This is a genomic window from Flavobacterium fructosi (assembly GCF_042787335.1).
Classification (GTDB): domain Bacteria; phylum Bacteroidota; class Bacteroidia; order Flavobacteriales; family Flavobacteriaceae; genus Flavobacterium; species Flavobacterium fructosi.
The window spans coordinates 1-24687 of the sequence record NZ_JBHZQA010000015.1; the positions used below are offsets into that span (position 1 = coordinate 1).

General features: G+C 33.6%; 23 protein-coding genes. 9 read left to right on the plus strand and 14 right to left on the minus strand.

Going from position 1 to position 24687, the window contains the following annotated elements; genetic code table 11:
• Nucleotides 1-388: 388 nt before the first annotated feature.
• On the plus strand, nt 389-1459 hold the full coding sequence (locus tag ACFX5D_RS15335) for a glycosyltransferase (protein ID WP_379859081.1): 1071 nt from the start codon (nt 389-391) through the stop codon (nt 1457-1459).
• Between the two features lie 133 nt (nt 1460-1592).
• Here the strand turns inward: ACFX5D_RS15335 and phoU are convergent, their stop codons facing one another.
• The 9 genes from phoU to ACFX5D_RS15380 form a co-directional block, all read right to left on the minus strand.
• Nucleotides 1593-2270: a phosphate signaling complex protein PhoU gene (phoU, locus tag ACFX5D_RS15340; RefSeq protein ID WP_379849066.1), complete on the minus strand. Its 678-nt coding sequence runs from the start codon at nt 2268-2270 to the stop codon at nt 1593-1595.
• Nucleotides 2271-2384: 114 nt separating this feature from the next.
• Complete coding sequence (gene pstB, locus ACFX5D_RS15345) at nt 2385-3143, minus strand: phosphate ABC transporter ATP-binding protein PstB (RefSeq protein WP_073208923.1); 759 nt, start codon at nt 3141-3143, stop codon at nt 2385-2387.
• Nucleotides 3144-3191: 48 nt separating this feature from the next.
• Nucleotides 3192-4136, minus strand: a complete 945-nt coding sequence (gene pstA / locus ACFX5D_RS15350; RefSeq protein ID WP_379859082.1) for a phosphate ABC transporter permease PstA — start codon at nt 4134-4136, stop codon at nt 3192-3194.
• 2 nt (nt 4137-4138) lie between these two features.
• Entirely contained in the window at nt 4139-5356 is a 1218-nt protein-coding gene (gene pstC / locus ACFX5D_RS15355) for a phosphate ABC transporter permease subunit PstC (RefSeq protein WP_379859083.1), read from the minus strand.
• 77 nt (nt 5357-5433) lie between these two features.
• Nucleotides 5434-6267, minus strand: coding sequence for a phosphate ABC transporter substrate-binding protein (locus tag ACFX5D_RS15360; RefSeq protein WP_379859084.1), 834 nt, complete (start codon nt 6265-6267; stop codon nt 5434-5436).
• A 98-nt stretch (nt 6268-6365) separates the two neighbouring features.
• Nucleotides 6366-7199, minus strand: a complete 834-nt coding sequence (locus ACFX5D_RS15365; protein ID WP_379859085.1) for a phosphate ABC transporter substrate-binding protein — start codon at nt 7197-7199, stop codon at nt 6366-6368.
• 38 nt (nt 7200-7237) lie between these two features.
• Nucleotides 7238-8593 carry a porin family protein gene (locus ACFX5D_RS15370; protein ID WP_379859086.1) on the minus strand — a complete coding sequence of 452 codons (1356 nt, stop codon included), beginning with the start codon at nt 8591-8593 and terminating at the stop codon, nt 7238-7240.
• Nucleotides 8594-8739: 146 nt separating this feature from the next.
• Nucleotides 8740-9864, minus strand: a complete 1125-nt coding sequence (locus tag ACFX5D_RS15375) for a sensor histidine kinase (RefSeq protein ID WP_379859087.1) — start codon at nt 9862-9864, stop codon at nt 8740-8742.
• 69 nt (nt 9865-9933) lie between these two features.
• Nucleotides 9934-10617, minus strand: coding sequence for a response regulator transcription factor (locus ACFX5D_RS15380; RefSeq protein WP_379859088.1), 684 nt, complete (start codon nt 10615-10617; stop codon nt 9934-9936).
• A gap of 224 nt (nt 10618-10841) precedes the next feature.
• Here ACFX5D_RS15380 and ACFX5D_RS15385 point away from each other — a divergent pair, with 224 nt between their 5' ends.
• From ACFX5D_RS15385 to ACFX5D_RS15400, 4 genes are all read left to right on the plus strand, one after another.
• Nucleotides 10842-13643 (plus strand): TonB-dependent receptor, encoded by a 2802-nt coding sequence (locus ACFX5D_RS15385; RefSeq protein ID WP_379859089.1) that lies wholly within the window; start codon nt 10842-10844, stop codon nt 13641-13643.
• Between the two features lie 196 nt (nt 13644-13839).
• Nucleotides 13840-15030, plus strand: coding sequence for a hypothetical protein (locus ACFX5D_RS15390; RefSeq protein WP_379859090.1), 1191 nt, complete (start codon nt 13840-13842; stop codon nt 15028-15030).
• Between the two features lie 115 nt (nt 15031-15145).
• Nucleotides 15146-15484, plus strand: coding sequence for a T9SS type A sorting domain-containing protein (locus tag ACFX5D_RS15395; RefSeq protein ID WP_379859091.1), 339 nt, complete (start codon nt 15146-15148; stop codon nt 15482-15484).
• Between the two features lie 125 nt (nt 15485-15609).
• Entirely contained in the window at nt 15610-16590 is a 981-nt protein-coding gene (locus ACFX5D_RS15400; protein WP_379859092.1) for a LuxE/PaaK family acyltransferase, read from the plus strand.
• 52 nt (nt 16591-16642) lie between these two features.
• Here the strand turns inward: ACFX5D_RS15400 and tyrS are convergent, their stop codons facing one another.
• The gene (gene tyrS, locus ACFX5D_RS15405) at nt 16643-17935 is read right to left on the minus strand and encodes a tyrosine--tRNA ligase (protein WP_379859093.1); all 1293 of its coding nucleotides are present in this window, start codon (nt 17933-17935) and stop codon (nt 16643-16645) included.
• A gap of 94 nt (nt 17936-18029) precedes the next feature.
• Here tyrS and ACFX5D_RS15410 point away from each other — a divergent pair, with 94 nt between their 5' ends.
• Complete coding sequence (locus tag ACFX5D_RS15410) at nt 18030-19031, plus strand: NAD-dependent epimerase/dehydratase family protein (protein WP_379859094.1); 1002 nt, start codon at nt 18030-18032, stop codon at nt 19029-19031.
• Here ACFX5D_RS15410 and ACFX5D_RS15415 read toward each other — a convergent pair whose 3' ends face one another.
• Genes ACFX5D_RS15415 through ACFX5D_RS15425 form a run of 3 tightly spaced genes read right to left on the minus strand, consistent with a single transcriptional unit; the run spans nt 19032 to nt 21554 of the window.
• Nucleotides 19032-19469 carry a DUF4296 domain-containing protein gene (locus tag ACFX5D_RS15415; protein WP_379859095.1) on the minus strand — a complete coding sequence of 146 codons (438 nt, stop codon included), beginning with the start codon at nt 19467-19469 and terminating at the stop codon, nt 19032-19034.
• A 6-nt stretch (nt 19470-19475) separates the two neighbouring features.
• The gene (locus ACFX5D_RS15420) at nt 19476-20816 is read right to left on the minus strand and encodes a dihydroorotase (RefSeq protein ID WP_379859096.1); all 1341 of its coding nucleotides are present in this window, start codon (nt 20814-20816) and stop codon (nt 19476-19478) included.
• A gap of 12 nt (nt 20817-20828) precedes the next feature.
• Complete coding sequence (locus ACFX5D_RS15425) at nt 20829-21554, minus strand: polyprenol monophosphomannose synthase (RefSeq protein ID WP_379859097.1); 726 nt, start codon at nt 21552-21554, stop codon at nt 20829-20831.
• A gap of 105 nt (nt 21555-21659) precedes the next feature.
• Between ACFX5D_RS15425 and ACFX5D_RS15430 the strand changes: the two genes are divergently transcribed.
• The 3 genes from ACFX5D_RS15430 (at nt 21660) to ACFX5D_RS15440 (ending at nt 23730) form a co-directional block, all read left to right on the plus strand.
• Nucleotides 21660-22331 (plus strand): DUF4271 domain-containing protein, encoded by a 672-nt coding sequence (locus ACFX5D_RS15430; RefSeq protein WP_379859098.1) that lies wholly within the window; start codon nt 21660-21662, stop codon nt 22329-22331.
• A 14-nt stretch (nt 22332-22345) separates the two neighbouring features.
• Nucleotides 22346-23095, plus strand: coding sequence for a uroporphyrinogen-III synthase (locus ACFX5D_RS15435; protein ID WP_103999055.1), 750 nt, complete (start codon nt 22346-22348; stop codon nt 23093-23095).
• A gap of 164 nt (nt 23096-23259) precedes the next feature.
• A complete protein-coding gene (locus ACFX5D_RS15440) occupies nt 23260-23730 on the plus strand; it encodes an Lrp/AsnC family transcriptional regulator (RefSeq protein WP_103999056.1) in 471 nt (156 codons plus the stop codon).
• An 87-nt stretch (nt 23731-23817) separates the two neighbouring features.
• Here ACFX5D_RS15440 and ACFX5D_RS15445 read toward each other — a convergent pair whose 3' ends face one another.
• Nucleotides 23818-24504, minus strand: coding sequence for a zinc metallopeptidase (locus tag ACFX5D_RS15445; protein ID WP_379859099.1), 687 nt, complete (start codon nt 24502-24504; stop codon nt 23818-23820).
• Between the last annotated feature and the right edge of the window lie 183 nt (nt 24505-24687).

The following is a 24687-nucleotide window of genomic DNA, read 5'->3' on the forward strand; positions in this document are numbered from 1 at the left end:
GGGCTAAAAAGCCATACAGTTCTTCTCCTGTTTTGAACTGCTTTAAAAAATCATCGGATAATAATTCTTCTTTTCTCATATTAAAGTGTGTTTATAAATATACGTTAAAAAGTTATTCTGAAAATTTGAGCTTTTGAATTAGCTCAAATTTTCAGAATAACTTTTTAACTTACACACTCTATGAGACGGTACCTTCGAAAAACTACAGAAAAGAGGCTGCCAATTTTTTTGACAGTCTCTTTTTAATTTATTCCATAAAAAATCAAACAAATTTAGCATAAAAAACCAGAATTAATTAGATAACTTAATAGTTTAGTAATGCTTTGCAAATACAAACAAACTCTCGTTTATGTATCTTCCCCAATAAAACAAATAGACACATCTACCAATGGATCTGAATTCATACAGCAAAACGATTCTGATTGCTCCATTAAACTGGGGTCTGGGACATGCTACGCGATGTATTCCAATTATTAAGGCTTTGCAGGAGAATAACTATATTCCCATAATTGCTTCTGATGGGATTGCCCTTGAAATATTACGAAAAGAATTTCCATATATACAGTTCCTTGAATTACCGTCCTACCATATAGAATATGCCAAAAATGCAAAGAATTTTAGATGGAAACTGTTGAGAAATTCTCCAAAAATGATGGAAGCGATTTGGAAGGAGAAAAAATTGGTCAAAGAATGGATTAAGAAATATGGTATTGAAGGAATTATATCTGATAACCGTTTGGGCGTTTTTAGTAAAAAAATACCTTCTGTTTTTATTACCCATCAGTTGAAAGTGATGACGGGAAATACGACATGGATTACTAGTAAATTACATCAGCATATTATAAAAAAATATACCGCTTGCTGGGTTCCTGACTTTGAGAAAAAACCAAGCTTAACCGGCGAATTAGGACATTTACCTAAAAATAATTTAAATCCCACTTACATTGGACCTTTAAGCCGCCTTCACAAAAAAGACACGGAAAAAAAATACGATCTCATGGTAATCCTTTCGGGTCCTGAACCGCAACGAGCAATATTGGAAGAAAAATTAAAAATCGAAATTTTACAATATCGTGGAAAAGTCGTTTTTATAAAAGGCGTTGTTGAGAAGATTCAAAAAAAGGAGCAAATAGAAAATGTCACGTATTATAATTTCATGAATACACGACAACTCGAACAAATATTCAACGAAAGTGATTTGGTATTATGTAGATCTGGCTATACGACCATAATGGATTTGACAAAACTAGGCAAAAAAGCTTTTTTTATTCCTACTCCCGGCCAATACGAGCAGCAATATTTAGCCAAAAAGCTAAAAAACGAAGGATTAGTTCCTTACGCAGAACAAAACGATTTTAAAATAGAACATCTCCTTGAAACAGAACAGTACAAGGGACTTCCTCAAATAGAAACGAGCTTAGATTGGAAATCATTATTTCAGGTTTTTGAAGAGAAATAATCGATTATTAACTGATTAATGACTCCTTTTCAAAGCCATTTCTCTGATAAACAAAAAACACACTAATACTACTTTAAAGGCCAGTAGTTAGTGTGTTTTAATTTGAATCAATTACTGTTTAATCCGGAACAAATTAATTATCGGATTTCTTCTCACCAAATTTCTCGTGCTTGATTATTTTTGCATTAATCATAAAATAAACATATTCGGCAATATTAGTACAATGCTCTGAAATACGCTCTAAATGTTTTAAAACAATAACCAGATTTGTCCCTGAAACAACCGTTTTAGAATTAGACTTCATCTCGTTGATTATATTGTGAATCGCATCATCACAATCGTTTTTTATCGTATTGTTTAAAATGAAAATTTCTCCAATACTATTTTCACTGCGAGTCAAGAAACATTCATTTGTTTTAATGGTAACAATCTCCACTTGTCTGGCAAGATCCGCAATATTAAACTTAACAATCAAGTCGTGCTTGTCTTTAATATTTTTAGCTTTTTTTATAATGCTAATAGCCAAATCCCCTATACGTTCAATCTCGTTACTAATTTGCATTGCAGACATGATAAAACGTAAATCAGAAGCAACGGGCTGTTGCAAAGCAAAAATACTTTGACAAATTTCATCGATTTTTACATCTAATTTATCAATTTTATTTTCTACTTTTTTTACTTCTTTTCCTTCTGAAACAGGTTCTGACAGTAATGCTTTTACAGATTCTCCAACTTGATTCTCTGCTAAAACACCAATCTTTTCAATTATATTTTTAAGTTTTTCTAATTCTATTTCAAAGTGTGAAGCCATGTTTTTTCTCAATTTAAGTATTAAAAGATTAAAGAATTTAAAGATTATGGAATTTCCAATTAAGACCTTTTAGGTCTATAAATCTTTAAATTTTACAATTTTTAAATTATTTTTTTATCCAAATCTACCTGTGATGTAATCTTCAGTTTGTTTTTGCTCTGGTTTTGTAAATATAGCATTAGTTTTACCCATTTCAATCAACTCACCCAGATAAAAGAACGCGGTATAATCACTTGTTCTTGCGGCTTGTTGCATGTTATGCGTAACAATAATTATAGTGTACTGCTCTTTTAATTCATGAACTAATTCTTCGATTTTTGAAGTAGAAATTGGATCCAACGCACTTGCAGGTTCATCCATTAAAATAATATCCGGACTAACTGCCAATGTTCTTGCGATACACAAACGTTGTTGTTGTCCCCCCGAAAGACCCAAAGCAGAATCATCCAGTCTGTCTTTTATTTCGTCCCAAATAGCAGCTTTTCGTAAAGAAGTTTCTACTATCTCATCTAATTCTGTTTTGTTTTTTATTCCATTTATTTTTGGACCGTACGCTATGTTCTCATAAATAGATTTTGGAAATGGATTTGATTTTTGAAAAACCATTCCTATTTTTTTTCTAATATTAACAACATCAACATTTTTGTCATAAATATCAACTCCTTCAACCAGCATTTCACCCGTAATTTTCACATCAGGAATAAGGTCATTCATTCTATTGATACATCTTAAAAATGTCGATTTACCACATCCGGAGGGACCAATTAAAGCGGTTACTTTATTAGCTGGAATTTGCATCGAAATTTCCTTTAATGCCTTTTTTTCCCCATAGTATAATGATAAATCATTAACGTGTATTTTTATATCTTTCATGTTTCTTTATGTTAAATCTAAAGTATAATTTATTAGTCAGATTTCAAATTATTTTGCTCTTCTTCTAATTCTGGATCTAATAATTACTGCTACTAAGTTTAATGATAGGGTAAGGATTAATAATACTAATGTTGTAGCAAACTGAATAGGCATTGTTTTTTCGACATCTGAAGATTGAGTTGACATAATATAAATATGGTATCCCAAATTCATAAACTGGTCACTCAAAGATTCTGGTAAAGTAGCTAAATAATAAGCCGCTCCGGTAAATAAGATAGGAGCTACCTCTCCTGCACCTCTGCTTACCGCCAGAATTGTCCCAGTCATAATTCCAGAAATAGACCCTGGAAGCACTACATTTTTAATGGTTTGCCACTTTGTTGCTCCTAAAGCTAAACTTGCCTCACGCAACTCACGAGGAATTGTTTTCAACGCTTCTTCAACTGAAACAATAATTACAGGCAGCGTAAGTAAAGCCATAGTAAGACTTGCCCAAAGAATATTAGGTTGCCCCCAATGCAATTGTCCTGCACTAAACGTTTTATCTATTCCTCCCCCCACAAACTGAATAAAAAATCCAAGTCCAAATAAACCAAAAATAATTGAAGGCACAACTGCCAATGTTCGAATAGAGAATCGGACCGCGGCTGCAATTTTTGAATTTTCTTTCGCGTATTCCGTTAAATAAATAGCCGTTATAGTGCCAAAAGGAACAGCTGCAATTGACATTACAACAACCAATATAAAAGTACCGATTAAAGCAGGAAATATTCCGCCTTCTGTCATTCCATTTGTAGGGAATGAGCTGATAAATTCCCATGAAAATTTTTCACGACCTTCATAAATAATAATACCTAAAATAATAAAAAGAACGGCAATGATCAAGAGCACTGCAACTTGAGTAATTCCAATAATGAATTTTCCTTTTACATCTACACCCTTTTTTTTGTTTGAAAAAAAGTGGTTTTCTGTTTCGTTGATAACTGTATTCATGATTATTTACCTTGAAATTTTTTGATTAATTTACCTTTTACATAAAACTCTGCAACGGCATTTAATGCAAACGAAAAGATGAAAAGTAATGATCCAATGAAGAACAAGACACTGTAATGGGTTTCTCCAAAAACTGTCTCCGCCATTTCTGAACCAATAGTCGCCGCAAAAGTACGCACACTTTCAAAAGGATTCGCTGACAATAATGCAGCATTCCCAGTTGCCATAAGCGCAATCATCGTTTCTCCAAAAACCCGGCCAACACCTAAAAGTAATGCGGCAAAAATCCCCGGCGTAGCAGCAGGTAAAATCACAAAAAATGCAGTTTGCCATTTGCTCGCTCCCAGTGCTAAACTTGCCTCAGTAAATGTTTTGGGTATTGCTGAAAGTGCATCTTCTGATATGGTATAAATAATAGGAATTGCAGCCAAGGCCATAGCAACCCCGCCGATGAAAGCATTTAATCTTGATTCATATCCAAAAATGTCTTGAAAAAATGTCGCTAAAACCATCAATGCAAAAAAACCAATAACAACTGATGGAAACGCCGCCAGCATCTCTATGATAGGCTTAATAATTTCTTTGGCCCTTTTTGATGCAAAACAAGAAGTATAAATCGCCGCTAAAATTGCAATGGGTCCCGCAATCAACATAGCGATTATTGTCACTTTTAAAGTTCCTATTAATAATGCTATTAAACCAAATCTGGGATGTTCAGAAACGGGTACCCATTCTGTAGTAAAAAAAGTACTCCATGTTTTATCAGCACCTTCATTATTACTTCCTACTACTTCTTTCATTTCATCTGAAGAACCTTCAACAGTTGGCTCCGCTTTTACATCACCGTATGTTTCTGGTTTCAAATCCTCATTAGTGACAGCTTCTGAACCGTATGTTTCTGGTTTCAAATCCTCGTTTGTAACAGCTTCTGAACCGTACGTTTCAGGTTTTAATTCCTCCGTTGGTTCTGAGCCATAAGATTCTGGCTTTGCACCTGAATCAGGAGTAGCCTCAATTTCAGTTTTTGCTTTTTCAGATGTACCAAAATTAAAAATAGGCAACGACTCTTTAAAAACAAAAACAAAAATAAGAACAATTATAGCTATCGATAAAAAAGCAACCGATGATATAATTTTTTCAGCTAGAAACTCAGAAAGTCTAAATTGTTTTTTCAGGCTTTCTTTAGTGAAATTTTGTTTATTTGGAAATTCGGAATTCATTTATTTTATTTAAGAATTCATAAGTTATATATTAAAAAACACGCACTCAAAAACGGTGCATGCAACAAAAGCTACTATTATTTTAAAGGGTAATACCCGACTTCTTCCACCATATTTTGTCCTTCTGGACTCAATATCCAATCGATAAAAGCTTTAGCTTCTCCTGTTGGTTGCGACTTCAAATACATATATAAATATCTTGAAATTGGGTAGGTTTTATCTTTAATAGTTTCTGCCGTTGGCAAAATTCCTGCACTTTTACCGTCTACTTTAATTTTACAATCTTTTACCCCTTCGGCATAAGCAGCACCGCCGTATCCAATACTATATTTGTCTTTTTTAACTGCATTTACAATCGCAGCTGTACCCGGCAAAGTTTGACATGTTTTCGAAAAATCTGTTTTTACGACATGCTCTTTAAAAAACTCAAAAGTACCTGAACTACTTTCTCGACCGTACAATTGGATTTTTTCATCGTCACCACCTACCTCTTTCCAATTCGTAATTCTGCCAGAAAAAATATCGCTTAGTTGCGCTATTGTAAGTTCTGCTACGGGATTTTCTTTATTTAGAAAAACGGACAAACCATCTTTTGCGCAAGCAATTTCTAAACCACTAGTTTTATATTTTTCCTTTAATTGATCTACTTCAGATGGTTTCATAGGGCGACTTGCATTTGCAATATCCGTTGAACCATTGATCAATGCCGCAATACCTACACCAGAACCTCCTCCAGTTACCTGAATTGTAGTTTTAGGATTTTTTTTCATAAATGCCTCAGCCCATTTTTGAGATAAGATCACCATGGTATCTGAACCTTTCACAGTTACCTTTTTCGATTCGCTAGAAGTACATCCTATTACCATAACGGCTAATAAAATAGTTGCAATTTTTAATTTACTTGTTTTCATAATTTTCTATTACTTGGGTAAACATTAAATCTATTTATGCTTTAAAATAAAAAGTATCCCTTACTGGAAAAACCGGTAAGGGATACTAAAAGCCTTAGTTATTTTACAGGAAAATAACCTACTGATGTAATAATTTTTTGACCTTCTGCACTTAAGATCCAATCGATAAAAGCTTTAGTTTCACCTGTTGGTCTTGATTTCAAATACATATATAAATATCTTGTAATTGGATACGTTTTGTTCTTGATCGTTTCTGCAGTTGGTGCAATACCTGGACTTTTATCGTCTTTTTTTACTTTACAATCTTTTACACCTTCAGCGTAAGCAGCACCACCGTAACCTATTCCTAATTTGTCTTTCTTAACTGCATTTACAATAGCTGCAGTTCCTGGCAATGTTTGACAACTTGGAGAGTAATCCGTTTTTACCACATTATCTTTGAAAAAGGCAAACGTACCTGAACTACTTTCTCTACCGTACAATCTAATATTTGCATCTATACCACCAACTTCTTTCCAGTTTGTAATTTTTCCGGCAAAAATTTGACCAATTTGTTTTATTGTAAGTTCCGAAACTCCATTCGCTTTATTTAAATAAACAGACAATCCGTCTTTTGCACAAGGAATCTCAACACCTAATGTACTGTAACGAGCTTTTAATTTTTCCACCTCCGATGATTTCATAGGACGACTAGAATTTGCTATATCTGTTGAGCCATTAATCAATGCCGCAATACCTACACCTGAACCTCCACCTGTTACTTGAATCGTTGTTCCTGGATGTTTTTGCATATACACCTCAGCCCATTTTTGTGACAAAATAACCATGGTATCAGAACCTTTAACTGTTATTTTATTCAATGATGTAAAAGAAAATCCTATTGCCATAACCACTAATAGAACAGCTACTAATTTAATTTTTGTTGTTTTCATTTTATTTTATTATTTGTATTAAAGTCTAATCTATTGCTTTAAAATCCAGCTTGAATTCTAATTGTAAACGTGTTATCTAATTTGTCTTTTATATAATCGCCACCTACTGTGGTACTTTTTTCATTAATTGGTAAACTATAACCAGCAACGATTTTTACATTATCATCGTAAAAGTATTGCCAAGAAAATGACCAGTTATTGTATTTCAAATCTTCTTTAATAGTCACTGCATCTCCTGCAAGATGTCTGTTTGGATCCCAACTGTCATATCGAACTGCAATTTGATTGCTCGTTCCAATATTTTTCACCAAAGTCGCATAGTATCCTGAAAAATCTCTAATCCCATTAAAATTAAAACTAGGATTGCTATTTGCTACAGGCAAAGCTGTAGTTGATTTTTCGCCTGATATCTTTCCACAGATATATTCTCCTTTAAGAGACATTCCTCCAAGAAAATCATAATAAACTCTCATCTCGCCACCAAACCATCTTTTTTGGAAACTATCTCCTACTTTAGCTGTGAAATTATTATTATTTGCATCGCTGAAAGTTCCTGCTTGTAAAACTGCTGTATTTCCTAAATAAGTATGAGCTCCTACATCAATTCCCAAACCTTGAGAAGGAAACTTAAAAGAATAAACACCTCTCATCATCACATCTTTCTTATTATCTACATCTCTAAGGTTATTTGTCAAAGAACCTTCACCATAATTTCCGTTAAAAACAGCTAACTGAAATTTAAATGGTATCTCATATTTAGTCTCTAAATCCATTTCGATTTTTGCCCCTAAGTCTCTCTCTTGCGGATACAAAATTCCAGACATTCTGCTTCTTTCTAACAATTCTCTTGAGCGTGAAGAAAACTCCACTTCGTAACTCGTTCGGTTGAATTGCCCTAAAAACAACTTAAATGTTTGCAACCATTTATCATTTAACTGAACATAAGCGTCTCTTAAAGTAACTTTATCAAATGCATAATCCGGTTGAATTACAAATACCGCACCAGTAACTGGCTCATACGTCAATTTCACACGTGCTCTTCTGATAAAAAAAGTGTTTTTTATAGGCACCGCAGTAGTAGAAGGACCGGGTCCTATATTGTCTTGAAAATTATACATCTCGTATTGTGCTTGCAGGTATCCGGAAAATTTAATTTTGGTTAATTTTCCCAAATCACTATCCATGGTCGCAAGCCTTTCGTCCAGACCTGAAAACTTCATAGAATGTTCGTCTATAGATTCTTTCAAAGATTCTATTGTTACTGTTTTAACGGAATCAACACTCATTGTTTCTAAAGAATCAACAGCTACTGCTTTAATTGTATCACTCTTAACATCTTGTGCATTAGCCAAAACTGAAGTCATAACTAAAACTGCAAATAAAACTTTTTTCATCGTTGTTATATGATTATTTTTTTTGCAAAGATGAAGCTGTTATGTTAAGCGAATGTTAACATAGTATTATGTTGATGATAAATTATCATTAAGAAAAGATGTGCAGTCTTTTTTGTAAGATTTGCTTTGACTAATTTCCAGACTTATTATTTTTTTGTTTTGTTGACATAAAGACTTTTACTATAGATTTTTTCAAGATCTAATTCTGGTTTCTCAAATCTCGCCTTCTCGATTGTAAAGGAAAACTCAGACCCAATGCCAAACTCACTCTCTACATATATTTTCTCCTTATGCGCTTCTATTATGTGCTTTACAATTGCTAGCCCTAAACCTGAACCTCCTTCTGCACGGGAGCCGCTTTTATTCACTCTGTAAAACCTTTCAAAAAGCCTTGGAATATTTTGTTTTTCTATTCCTTCACCATTATCAGTTATTCGAACTAAGACCTTTTTCTTTGTCAAATTAACAATAGAAACTTCTGTAAGGCCGCCCTCTTTTCCGTATTTTATCGAGTTTACAATTAAGTTCTCGACAACTTGCTGAATCTTATCTTTATCTCCATACACTATAATAGGTTGTATGTGATAATTTTCAAAAGCTAATGTGATTTTCTTTTTATCGGCTTTCATTTCTAGTAAATCGAAAACATTTTGCGCTAATTCCACGATATCAAATTCAGAAAAATCCAGATTCAAATCACCCGATTCCAATTTTGTAATCATATCTAAATCTTCGACAATGTAGATTAATCGCTCTACTCCTTTTTCGGCACGTTTTAAATATTTTTTACGAACTGTTTTATCATCCATCGCACCATCGATAAGGGTAGATAAATAGCCTTGCACAGTGAACAAAGGCGTCTTTAATTCATGGGAAACATTGCCAAGGAATTCTCTTCGATATTCTTCTCGAACCTGCAACATTTCTATTTCCAATTTTTTATCGGTAGCAAATTTCTTAACTTCTCGGGTTAGGGTTTCCATATCAGTAGTAATGGGCTGATTTATAAAGGAACTGGATTCCAGTAAAGATACATCGTCGTATATTTTTTTTACTCGTCTGTAAATGAACCGTTCGACCCTATATTGCAACACTAGAAAAGAAAATAAATAAATAACGAAAAGGCAAACTATTCCAAAGAACATTAAATTACTAACTTTCGAACCAAAAAACAACAGCACCATCAACACTACGAATCCAGCAGCAAAAAGGCTAATGAATAAAGCTGACTTTATGGCAAATTTATAGGTTTTTTTAAAATTTATTTTCATCTATTTCACATCTCGCAGTAAAGCGATTTGAATTTTTAAATTTGTTATGCGTATAAAAATGTGTGTCGCTTACACTTCAAATTTGTAGCCAACTCCTTTTATAGTTTTAAAAAAATCTTCTCCGATTTTCTCCCGTAATTTTCTAATATGAACGTCTATTGTTCTTCCGCCAACAACAACTTCATTTCCCCATACTTTATCTAAAATTTCGTCTCTTTTGAATACTTTCCCTGGCTTTGAAGCCAATAAATAAAACAATTCAAATTCTTTTCGTGGCAACGCTATTTCAACATCGTCTTTTCTTATTTTATATTCTTCCCGATTGATTTCAATTCCTCCTACGTTAAGCGTTTCACTATTTTGCTCTTGTTCGTTCAATCGTCTTAATAGTGCTTTTACTTTACTGACTAATAGTTTTGGTTTAATTGGTTTTGTAATATAATCATCGGCCCCAGCATCAAAACCAGCCACTTGAGAATAATCTTCGCTTCTTGCTGTTAGGAAAGTAATAATCACATTATTCAGTTCCGGGATTTTTCTAATGTTTTCACAGGCTTCCATTCCGTCCATCTCTGGCATCATAACATCCATGATTATAAGATCAGGTAATTCTTTCTTAGCCTTTAATATAGCTTCTTTTCCGTTTGCTGCGGTAAATATCTGATAACCTTCCTGAGTAAGATTGTACCCTACAATTTCCAAAATATCCGGCTCATCATCAACTAGTAAAATCTTTGTGTTTCTTTTTTTCATAAATAGAAAAATTATGTTAATCTAAAAGAATTTACTACTGAAATACTCAGTGATTTTCAATTCTGATTGTAAATATAGCAATAAAAGAACCGTTTAAAAATCCCATTAACCGTAATTTAATATGTTAACGATTTATTAATATTCACGAAACTAAATGGTAACGGCTAAATAACTTTTACTTTACAAAACAGCAATTACTTTGCATAAAAATAAAATACAATAAAATGAAATTTAGAATATTGTTTATAGCATTATTAATTACAAGTTTTTCTTTTTCACAGAGCAAAGGCACCATTTCCGGAATCCTAACTGATAAAGATGCTAACAATCAATCGCTGCCTTTTGCAAATGTACTTATAAAGGGAACCTCTATAGGGAGTAATACTGATATAGATGGTAAATATATGATTGCTATTGCTCCAGGAAATTACACAGTGCAATTCAGTTTCGTAGGGTATGAATCCGTAGATGTTCCAGTAACTGTAGTTGCAAACGAAACCGCAACTATAAATCAAGCGCTTGGTTCCGGAAGTTACAAACTGGAAGATGTCGTAATAAAATCTAATTTCAGCCGAGAAAAAGAAACGGTTTTATTGCTTGAACAAAAGAAAGCAGTGGTGATCAAGCAAAGTATTGGTGCCCAAGAAATGGCTCGCAAAGGCGTTAGCGATGTGGAAGAAGGACTAACCAAAATAACCGGAATTACAAAAGTAGGTTCAAGAGGGTTATTTGTACGTGGATTAGAAGACCGCTATAATAACTTATTGATAAACGATCTCGCTGCTCCAACAAACAATCCTTTCAAAAAAATTATCCCGTTGGATTTATTTTCTACTGATATCGTAGGTGTTATTGAAGTGTACAAAACATTTAATCCCAATATTTACGGCGATTTTGCCGGAGGTACTTTTAATATTCAAACATCTAAAGGGTCAAAAAGCGTAACCAAATTAAATGTTGGAGTTGGGTACACTTTAAATAACAATTTAGAAAAGTTTTTAATTTCTAAAGACGCTAATTCAACAAAAGGATTATTTGGATTGACCGGAAACGACAGAAAACTTCCAGCACTTTTAGGAAATACTCCTTCAAGCTACACGCTTACCCCAGATGAATCCCTGAGATCTTTTAAAAGTGGATTTGATGTTTCAAAAATAAACAGTCCTCTAAATTCAAGCATTGGTTTTCTTCATTCCGAGAAATTTAACCTGAAAGACGACAAGACTTTTTCGTACTTGTTTTCCATCAATTTTGACAATAACTATTCGATTAGAAACGGTGTGGAAAGAACTTTTACAAATAATCCTTCTGGCTTTACTTACAGAAATGATTTTGACAATACAGAATACCGATACAAAACATCCTTATCTTCTTTGGTTGGATTGAATTACACAACTGACAGACTAAAACTTTCTTACAATACCCTTTTTATTAGAACTACTGAAAATCTGATTAAAGATCAATTTGGTGTAGCTGACTCAAACTCTAGTAACAATAACACTTTAATCAGAACCAATCAATTAGACGAATCTAATTATTTAAACAACCAGTTATTGGGCGAATATGCATTGAATGAAGATAAAAGTCAAAATGTAAAAGCGGCAGTTTCCTATGCGATTACTAAGTATGCGCAACCAGACAGAAAATTCTTTTCAGGAACAAGATCAGGAACAGACGATATTTTAGTTTCTGTTGCTGGAAATAATTTCATTAAACAATATTTAGATATTTCTGGTGATTCTTATTTTTCAGGTTTAGGAGAATACAGTTTGAAATTTGGAAAAGACGAAAAAAATAATATTTTTACCGCCGGTTACAATGGAAACATGTCGGATATGACCTCATCGTATCGCTTTATAACGCCCGTAAATAATAGTGCGCCAAACAGTTTTACCACGTCTTTGAATTCCGTAGACACTCAATTAAACAGCTATATATCCTCAAATGCTATTAATTTTAGAGAAAGTTCTAACGCTACGTATCAGGCAAAACTAAAAGAAACTGCTAATGCAGGTTACGCAAACTTACTTTACAAATTTGGAGAAAAATGGGAAGTAAACGGAGGAATTCGTTTAGAAAGTACAATGAGAGAGACAAAATACAGAACACAGGGTTCATTCTCAGATCCATTTAAAACTTTAAAATATGATAATTTGTATGTTTTGCCTGCTTTAAATGTGAAATACGGTTTGACCGAAAAATCGAATCTACGTTTTGCAACTGGAAAAACATATACAAGACCCGTTGTAATGGAATCTTACCCTATCGAGTATATCAATGCTGATGGAACCTCAACAAAAGGGAATCCATTTCTAGAAAATAGTAACAACTATAATGTTGATTTAAAATATGAATTATTCCCGACATCAAAAGAAGTTTTTGTCCTCGGATTATTCGGTAAAAAAATAGATCAGCCTATTGAAAGAACATTCATCTCTAATGCTGCCAATTCAACTATTACCACTTATTTAAATTCTGACAACGCAGTTTTATATGGAGCTGAAATCGAATTCATCTTTGACTTTGCAAGAATTAACGAAAGCTTAACTGATTTCTCTTTTGGGTTCAACACTTCTTTAATGCATACGAAAGTAGATGTGAAACCAATCACTACTGATAGTGACGGCAATGTGACTACATCAATCGAAACTTTTAAAAATAGAGAACTACAAGGCGCTTCGAAATGGCTAATCAATTCTGATTTAAAATACCAATTTGACTTAAGCGAATCTTGGAGCAACACGGTTTCATTAGTTTATTCTGTATTTGGAAAAAGAATTTATGCTGTTGGAACAGGAGGATTGGACCATATTTATGAATTACCGGCGCAACAGTTGGATTTCATCTGGAGCAGCAAATTATCCAATCATTTTGATTTAAAATTCAGTGCTGATAATTTATTTGATCCTATGCGCAAATCGGAACAAGGAAATAACGGAACTTCTTCCATTGTAGAACAATCAAATATAACAAACAGTTACAAAAAAGGGAGAGGATTCTCCGTTAATTTAGGATACACTTTTTAACACATACTGCCTAACACGAGAAAGCCCTATTTACTTAGGGCTTTTTTTACGCTTAAAATTCCCGTAACACACTTAACATTCACTTCACATTTTAGTGTTTTTTTAGTAACTGTATTGTAATATTCCGCTAACATCCTTCGTGAAGTTTTCCCATAATTTTGACAAAAATAAAAAACAATAAATAATACAACTGATTATGAAAACTAAATTTTTTGCTTTAGCGCTTGCTACAGGGCTTTTTCTAAATTCTTGCTCTAATAGTGACAGCCCAATCCCTGTTACACCAGCAGCAACAGGAGAAATTACAGGTACAATAACTGCAAATAAAACTTTTGCATATGGAAATTACACTTTAAAAGGTATTGTTAAGGTTGCTTCGGGAGTAACAGTTACATTTGATGCAGGTTCCACAATTACAGCAAATAAAACTACTGGAGACAATGCATTCGTTGTTTTAAACGGAGGAAAATTAAACATTAATGGTACCGCTGATAAACCAGTTGTATTTACAGAAGCTTCTGCAACTCCAGGTTCTTGGGGAGGAATTATAATTTACGGCGATGCGCCAATTAAAGCAATTGGTGGTGTAACAACTTCTACGTCAGAAGATGGAAATGCATTACCTTATGGAGGAACAAATGCAACTCACAACGGAGGTTCATTAAACTATGCCCGAGTTGAATATGCTGGAGCAAAATTAGCTGATGGAACAAAAGAAAATAATGGATTTACATTTTATTCAGTTGGTTCAGGAACAACATTAGACCACTTAGTTTCTTACAAAGGTGCTGATGATGGATATGAATTTTTTGGAGGAACTGTAAGTATGACAAACGCTATTTCGTATGGTAACTATGATGATGCTTTCGACTGGCAAGATGGATGGCAAGGTCAAAACAACTCTAACTGGTATGCTTATCAAACGGGTAAAGGAAACTACGGAATGGAAATCGAATGTTCTAACAATAACAATGCATTTTGGCCAAAAGTTTCCAACATTACTTTAAAAAGAGAAGCAGGATGTGTACCAGAAGTTGCTGGTGATGTTCAAGTTGATGCTTTCCAATTCAAAAAAGAAGGAAATGGAGATTACAGTAACATCATTATCTCAGGATACGGCGACTACACTGAAGGAACAACCGTTTACAAAGGTGCCGCAGTAAAAATTCAAGATGCAACCACAAACACAAATCAAGTTAATGGATCAAAAATAAAATTAACTAATGTGACCATCTCTTCAACAACACAAACTGTACCTGTAGGAGCTACATCTGCTATAATAGTGAGTTTTCCAGTTGGCAATTTTACATCAAGTACATCTGCTACAGGTGCTTCATTAACTGCTGGTACATGGGCAACCGTTGGCGGCACTAATTTGATTAAATAGTTTTTATTAAAAAAATCATAAATACATTTACTAAACACCTTTCTTTTGAAAGGTGTTTTTTTTGGTATAGTATTTGAAATATTTTGTATATCTTTACTAATAACATTCAGAACTAATGAAAAAAAACTACTTTTATATTATTACATTATTGGTTTTTTTCTTTTCTATAAGCCTCTCCGCTCAAGAAAACAAACAGCAACCAAGAACCCTAGAAACTACCTCAATTGAAGGTTTAAGTTTGTACCCAAATCCCGTGAGTAATGGTAAAGTCTATATTACATCAAAAAATGATTATGACAAAGAAGTAATTATTTTTGATATATTAGGAAAAAAAGTACTTCAAACGATGCTAAGTTCCAGAGAATTAAATATCTCCAATCTTTCCCCTGGTGTTTATATTATAAAAATTAACGAGGAGGAAGCAACGGCTACAAGAAAATTAATCGTAAGATAATCCTTTAAACAAAATTCAAAAGCTCCAATTAATGTTGGAGCTTTTTTTATGGAAATACATTTAGTAGATTTTGTGTTTATAGGAACCCAACAGATTTTTTAATTACTTTTGTAAAAAAAATAAGCTTGATTCTAACTACCGATATATTTGCCATTTCATCTCAAAAGCAATTTGAAAAAACAGCCTTGCAAACGTTTCGTTTTCAATATGAAAATAACTTAGTGTATCAGGAATTTTGTAATTTTTTGAAAACAGATTCCCATAAAGTAAAATCATTACAGCAGATTCCGTTTTTGCCTATTCAATTTTTCAAGAGTCATTCTGTAGTTTCGAATACAAATCCGATTCAGGCTACATTTACAAGTAGCGGAACAACCGGAATGAGTACCAGCAAGCATTTAGTAACGGATACTTCCATATACGAAGAAAGTTATCGCAAAGGATTTTCTCAATTTTACGGCAACATCGAAGATTATGCTGTTTTGGCTCTATTGCCATCTTATCTGGAAAGAGAGGGTTCTTCATTGATTTATATGGTCGAAGATTTAATTCAATTGTCAAATCATCCCGAAAGTGGTTTTTATTTGCACAATCATGATGAACTTATAGCCAAACTAATTGCATTAGACCAATCAGGACAAAATGTCATTTTGATAGGTGTTACTTATGCTTTATTAGACTTAGTTGAAAAACACCAGTTTCAATTGCAAAATACCATTATCATGGAAACGGGCGGTATGAAAGGCAAACGTAAAGAAATGATTCGGGAAGAATTGCATGAACAATTATGCAAAGGATTTGGCGTTTCAGCCATTCATTCAGAATACGGAATGACCGAATTGCTTTCGCAAGCCTATTCTCTTGGTGAAGGCGTATTTGAATGCCCATCTTGGATTCAAATACTCGTTCGTGATACTGAAGATGCTTTGACTTATATTGAAGACGGTAAAACGGGCGGAATCAACGTAATTGATCTGGCCAATATTAATTCCTGCTCTTTTATTGCCACACAGGATTTAGGCAAAAAAAATCCCAACAACTCTTTCGAGGTATTGGGACGTTTTGATAATTCTGATATTCGAGGTTGTAATTTGATGGTGCTTTAAAAAGTTTATTTGTTTACTTAGTTAACCAAATAAACGATAAACAATTCTCTTATTAAACCACTCTAACCACAAAATAATTTTTCTTACCGCTTTGTAACAAGACAAACTGGTTGTTGATTAAATCTTTGCTCGAAAGCACAAAATTTTCGGCAACTTTTTCTTTATTTACTGAAATAGAATTAGCAGTCAAAGCACGTCTTGCTTCACCATTCGATTTCATAAAACCTGTATTTTCATTTAAAACATCAACAATATTAATTCCCGCTTCGATTTCATTTCTGCTGATTTCCGCTTGAGGAACACCATCAAAAACATCCAAGAAAGTTACTTCATCCAATTGTTTCAAATCATCAGAAGTAGAATTCCCAAACAAAATATTTGACGCTTTTATCGCATTTTCTAAATCTTCGGCTGAATGCACCATCACCGTAATTTCTTCGGCCAAACGTTTTTGTAACAAACGTAAATGTGGTGCTTCTCGATGTTTTTCCGTTAAAACTTCAATTTCCTCTTTCGATAAAAAAGTAAAAATCTTAATGTATTTTTCCGCATCAACATCAGATGTATTTAACCAATATTGGTAAAATTTATATGGTGAAGTTCTTACAGAATCCAACCAAATATTTCCACCTTCAGATTTTCCGAATTTTGTTCCATCCGCTTTTGTAATCAACGGACAAGTCAAAGCATACGCCTTTCCACCCGCTATTCTGCGCACTAATTCAGTTCCTGTGGTGATATTTCCCCACTGGTCACTTCCTCCCATTTGTAGTGTACAATTTTTGTTTTTATACAAATGCAAAAAGTCATATCCTTGAACCAATTGGTACGTGAACTCCGTAAATGACATTCCTTCGGCAGCTTCAGAAGACAAACGTTTTTTTACTGAATCTTTAGACATCATATAATTTACCGTAATGTGCTTTCCAATATCCCGAATAAAATCCAGAAAAGAAAAGTTCTTCATCCAGTCGTAATTATTCACTAATTCTGACGCATTCGGCGCATCGGAAGTAAAATCCAGAAAACGGGACAATTGTCCTTTTATAGCTTCTTGATTGTGACGCAAAGTTGCTTCGTCTAATAAATTTCTTTCATTTGATTTCCCTGAAGGATCACCAATCATTCCTGTCGCACCACCGACTAACGCTAATGGTTTATGTCCCGATAGTTGAAAATGTTTTAATAACATAACGCCAACTAAATGTCCTATGTGCAATGAATCGGCAGTTGGGTCAATTCCCACATACGCCACACGCATTTGTTCCATCAAATGTTCTTCTGTGCCGGGCATAACATCGTGGAGCATTCCTCTCCAAGTTACTTCTTCAATAAAATTCTTCATCTTTTTAATCAATTTGCACAAAGATAAAATTTATTGCGGATTAGGTTATTTGTTTATTAGGTTATTCGAAAAAAATTATTCGTATTTTCGTAGCATGATTTTAGTCACAGGAGGAACCGGTTTAGTAGGCGCGCATCTATTGTTTCATTTAATGGAATCCCAAAGTATCGGCAGTGCAAATGTTCGTGCTATCTATCGCAGTGCAAAAAGTATCGAAAAAACTAAAAACCTCTTTAATTTATACAAAAAGCCTGAATTATTTGCCGCTATCGAATGGATTCAAGCTGATATCACTGACGTTCCTGCTTTAGAAAATGCTTTCCTGGGAATCGAGTACGTTTATCATTGCGCCGCTTTGATTTCTTTCGATCCAAAAGACGAAGATTTAATTCGAAAAATCAATATTGAAGGAACCGCAAATATTGTCAATTTTTGTGTTGCCTATGCTATAAAAAAACTATGTTTTGTGAGCTCCATTGCTGCCCTTGGTGATATTGCTTCACATGAAAAAGTTATTACAGAAGAAACCGAATGGAATCCCGAGAAACCACATAGCGATTATGCTATTTCTAAATATGGTGCCGAAATGGAGATTTGGCGTGGCCAACAAGAAGGATTGCAAGTACTAATTATAAATCCCGGTGTTATTATCGGCCCTGGTTTTTGGGAACAAGGAAGCGGAAAAATTTTTACGAGAGTAAAACAAGGATTGTCCTTTTACACTTTGGGAAGTTCGGGTTTTATAGCTGTGACTGATGTCGTCCGAATTGCAGCTCAATTAATGAAAAGTGACATCCATAACGAACGATTTACATTAATTGCAACAAATATTGTCTTCAGAGATATCTTGAACAGTATTGCTGATTCGCTACTTGTAAAAAGGCCATCCTATCATGCAAAACCATTTTTAATGGAAATTATGTGGAGAATAGATTGGATTCTATCGAATATTTTTATGCAAAAAAGAAAACTACCAAGTGCTACTGCAAAAGCATCTTATTCTAAAAATGAGTATTCTAATGAGAAAATCACAATTATTTTAAAAACGGATTTTTTAGACATCCATCACTACATAAAAGCTATTGCAAATTTGTAACTAAAGCTTTTTTCTTTGCGAGATTTCCAATGAATCTATTATTTTACTTTTAGGCAAAATTGATTTCTTTATCGGTTTCTTTTTCTTCGCCTCAGCCTTAATCAAGGCTGCGACTCCCGTTTTCGTTGCAACTAATCGAGTATTTACCTCATCTACAATTGCTGAATATTCCTCATAATTAGAAGCGTAATAAATATTGCTTTGCGCAAATTGAAGACTATCCACTTTATATTTTTTATAAATATATTTCTTTGGATTTATTTTAAAAGAGTCCAAAGAAGCCGGATTTTGATATTTGATACCGTCTAAAACTGACAAATCATACATAATATTGATCATTGTCTCTTTCTCTACAATGCGATTTGGCTTCTTGACAACCTCATCCTTACAGCTAACAAACACGACGACAATCGCTAAAAATATAATTATTTTCTTCATTTTTTATTATCTATCAAACAACAATCTTTTTCCTGCACGGATGTCTTTCACTTTAAAAGAATTGTAAACCAATTGTCCGTTTACAAAAGTATGTGTAATTCTGGATTTAAATGTAAATCCTTCAAAAGGTGACCAACCACATTTAGAAATAATATTTTCTTTCTTTACACTCCAAGGCAGACCTGAATTTACAATAACTAAATCGGCATAATAACCTTCTTTTATAAAACCGCGCTTCTCAATTTTGAAAATCTTGGCCGGATTATGACACATTTTTTCAACAATTTTTTCAATACTGATTTTCCCTTGATGATGTGCTTCAAACATAGCTATCACAGCATGTTGCACTAATGGTCCACCAGAAGGAGCCTTCAGATATGGTAGTTTTTTTTCTTCCAAAGTATGTGGCGCATGATCTGTTGCGATCACATCAATTCTGTCATCAAGCAATGCTTCCCATAAAACCTTTCTATCATTGGCTGTTTTAACTGCGGGATTCCATTTGATCAAATTTCCCTTGGTCGCATAATCATCATTGGTAAACCATAAATGGTGAATACAAACTTCAGCGGTAATTTTTTTGTCTTCCAATGGTATTTTATTAGTAAACAAATCCATTTCTTTGGCAGTCGAAAGATGAAAAACATGCAAACGTGCACCTGTTTTTTTTGCCAGTGCCACAGCTTTTGAAGAAGAGATGTAGCAAGACTCTTCACTGCGAATTAAATGGTGAGCAGTTATAGGAACATCTTCTCCAAATTCTTCTTTGTATTTCGCTAAATTATTTTGAATTGTGGCCTCATCCTCGCAATGTACGGCGATAAGCATAGGCGTACTCGAAAATATTTTTTCTAAAGTCGCTTCATTATCAACCAACATATTACCGGTTGATGATCCCAAAAATATTTTTATTCCGGCAACATTCTTAGGATTTGTTTTTAGAACTTCCTCTAAATTATCATTGGTAGCTCCCATCATAAAAGAATAATTCGCATAGGATTTCTCTGCAGCGATTTGGTATTTTTCTTCTAAAATTTCTTGTGTTACAGCATTTGGCACCGTATTCGGCTGCTCAATATAAGAAGTTATTCCACCTGCAACTGCCGCTTTCGATTCTGATTCTATATCGCCTTTATAGGTAAGTCCGGGTTCTCTAAAATGCACTTGATCATCAATAGCACCTGGCATCAAATAATTCCCTTCGGCATCAATAATTACACATTGAGAAGATTTAGCACTTATACTTTCTGAAATTTCAACAATTAAGTCATTTTCAATTAATACATCGCCCTCAAAAATTACTCCTTCATTTACTATTTTGGCATTCTTAATTAAAACCCTGTTCATCGTTTCTTCTTCTTATAATGTGTTAATTAATTTTTTCAATCTAAGTGAAATAACTCCAAAAACTGCTTCAACAATAATAGAGTTACTCATTTTTGATTGCCCTTTAGTCCTATCCGTAAAAATGATAGGCACCTCGACAATTTGAAATTTTTTACAAAATGTTCGATACTTCATTTCAATTTGAAACGCGTAGCCAACAAATTTTATTTTATCTAAATTAATTTTTTCCAAAACATTTCTTTTGTAACAAACGAATCCGGCCGTAGCATCGTGAATTTTCATTCCAGTTATCAATTTTACATAAACGGATGCAAAATAGGACATCAATACCCGGCTTAAAGGCCAGTTTACGACATTCACACCGGTAACATATCTGGAACCTATTGCCAAATCAGCATCGCCTAAATGACAAGCATTATACAATTTTCCTAAGTCATTAGGATTGTGTGAAAAATCTGCATCCATTTCAAAAATATACTCATATTTACATTCCAAAGCCCATTTAAAACCATGCACATACGCGGTTCCTAAACCTGATTTTTTGGCTCTTTTTTCTAAAAATAACCGACCTGAATATTCCGATTGTAGTTGAACTACTTTATCAGCTGTATGATCTGGAGAGTTATCATCAATAATAAGAACATGAAAAGGTTTGTGTTGGGAAAGCACCGATCGAATAATGCTTTCTATATTTTCAATCTCGTTATAGGTTGGGATTATAACAATGGAATCGTTCATGTTTTAGAGTAATTTCACCGCAAAAGTAAACTTTTTATACGATTTGATTCATAATAAAATTATAATAAAAAGAATGATATAAAAAATTAGTAATTTCGCGTCGCTATGACGGAACATGTACTTCAACTGAGAACAATCGAAAATAATGACTGGGCAACGCTTTTATTTATATTATCGTTTGCTACCATTGCATTAACTAAATCCATTTTCGAAAACCGTTTTGGTGATTTTGCAAATTTAATTTTTTCAGATAAGTATGTTAAAGTATACCGAGACAGTAGCCACCTCAAAAGCGGTTTTACCATCTCTTTGTTTTTTGTACAGGTGATCTCGTTTGCTTTTTTTATTCAGCTTTCGCTTAGTTCTTTTGGTAAAGCTTTAAAAACAGATTGGGTTTTATATATTCAAATAATAACTTTTCTTATTTTCTTCATTCTTTCAAAATATTTAATCGAAAAAATAATTGCTACAGCATTTGATATCGAAGAATTTGTTGAGCAATTTAACCTTCAAAAGGTCACTTATAGAACTTACATTGGGTTATTTATACTGCCAATCAATATTATTTTGTTCTATTACAACTCCTTATCAAAAAATATGGTTTTCCTATTTATAGCTGTAGTAATAGCTGCCAACGTAATAAGCTATTTAATTTCAATAAAAAATTATCAAAATTTAATATTAGGTAAGTTGTTTTATTTTATTTTATATCTTTGCACTTTTGAAATAGCTCCCTATTATTTTATGTATTATTGCTTTACAAAAGGGAATGCTTAGAAACCGTTTTAAATATGAAAGTGAAAACAATTTTGGTGTCACAACCAGAACCTAAAGTGGAAAATTCCCCATACTTTGAGCTTCAACAAAGGCATAAAGTAAAAATTGATTTCAGACCTTTTATTCACGTAGAAGGAGTAAATGCAAAAGAGATTAGACTTCAAAAAATCGATCTTAATCAATATACTGCTATCATTTTGACGAGTAAAAATGCTGTTGATCACTTCTTTAGAGTTGCTGATGAAATGCGTTATAAAGTTCCTGAAGGATTAAAATACTTTTGTCAGTCTGAAGCCATTGCGTTTTACCTACAAAAATATGTCGTATATCGAAAACGCAAAATTTATGTTGGACCTAAAGATTTTGCCGATTTGTCTCCATTAATAAAAAAATACAAAGACGAAAAATTCTTATTACCTGCTTCAGATCAATTAAATGCCGATGCACCAATAACACTAAATGCATTAAAAGTGGACTGGACTCCTGCCGTTTTTTACAGAACAGTGATGAGTGATTTATCTGATTTAGCCGATGTATATTATGATGTTTTGGCTTTCTTTAGCCCAACCGGAATAAAATCATTGTTTATGAATTTTCCAGACTTCGAACAAAACAACACTCGAATTGCAGTTTTTGGAAGCACAACCCAAAAAGAAGCTTTGGATCACGGTTTACGGGTGGACATACTTGCACCTACACCTGCAACTCCCTCGATGACCATGGCTTTGGAAAAGTATATTATCGAAGCTAACAAAACAAAATAAATTTTAATTTATCTCTAAATAACAAAAACCATCCGCTAAAACGGATGGTTTTTGTTATGTAACCATTACAAAAAAATCATTCTTTGTTCCTATTATTCGTTTTTTCCTTAAATTTGGTTTTAAATTAAAACTAAAAACTATTCTTTAGTTTCAAGCAGTAAATTATGAAAATCAATTCCTTAATAGTAGAAATAGACGGCATCGATAAAGAAATTTTACGTTTCCTGATGGAAGATGCGCGAATGCCAATCCTTCAAATCGCTAATAAAATAGGGATTTCAGGAGCTGCGATTCATCAACGTTTGCGAAAGCTGGAACAATCCGGAGTGATTTCGGGCTCAAAGTTTACAGTGAACAATAAAATCCTGGGATATAATACGATGGCATTTGTTGGTATTTACTTGGATAAAGCTGCAAGAAATCCAGAAGCCGTTAGAGATTTAAAAAAAATTCCAGAAGTTTTAGAATGCCATTACACCACTGGAAACTGGTCTATTCTGATAAAAATTATATGTCGGGACAATGAACATTTAATGCAATTGCTCAACACAAAAATTCAGGCTATTGAAGGCGTTTCCAGAACGGAAACCTTTATATCATTAGACCAACAAATTGACCGACAGATTCAATTGTAGTTTTTGATTAATTGTTCATTTGATTATTTTGCAAAAAAAATCCGTCTCGTTTCCAAACAAGACGGATATATTTTTTTGAGCTAAAAATTAATTTCTTCTTCCGCCCATATAAATCGAAACATAATACAACAGCGTAGCAATAGAACCTAAAGCAGCAACCACGTACGTTCTGGCAGCCCATTTTAGAGAATCTTTCGCACCCGCTTGCTCTTGCTGTGTCAACATTCTTTTGTTTTCTAACCAAGCTAATGCACGATTACTCGCATCATATTCTACCGGTAAAGTAACAATAGAGAACAAAGTTGTTGCTGCAAAAATTACAATTCCTACCAATAGCAATTGTGGAAAAGTTTTCATCATCAAGATTCCGGCAAGCAAAATCCATTGCATGTAAGTTGACGCCACATTCACTACGGGCACTAATTTAGAACGCATCGTCAGCCATTGATATCCCACAGCGTGTTGCACAGCGTGACCACATTCGTGTGCCGCCACAGCTGCTGCAGCTGCATTTCGTTGATTGTAAACCGCCTCGCTTAAATTCACTGTTTTATCCAAAGGATTGTAATGATCCGTTAATTGCCCCGCAACCGAAATGACTTTGACATCCCGAATTCCGTTATCAGCAAGCATTTTTTCGGCGATTTCAGCGCCTGACATTCCGTTTTGTAATTGTAATTTAGAATAATGTTCAAATTTGCTTTTTAGTCTTGAACTAACTAACCAGCTGAAAAGCATAATTGCTCCGGCAAGAATCAAATAACCCATTCCCATATTTTTGTTTTTTTTAATTGTATTGTTTAAAGCTATAAAAGAATAATCAAAATTTGAACCAATTTTTTACAATGTCAATTTGGCATTCACAAAATGGAAAGAAAAAAATCCAAATCCCAAAAATGATTGGAATTTGGATTTTAATATATTTTGCAGAGACGCAACGTAGAGACGCACTGCAGT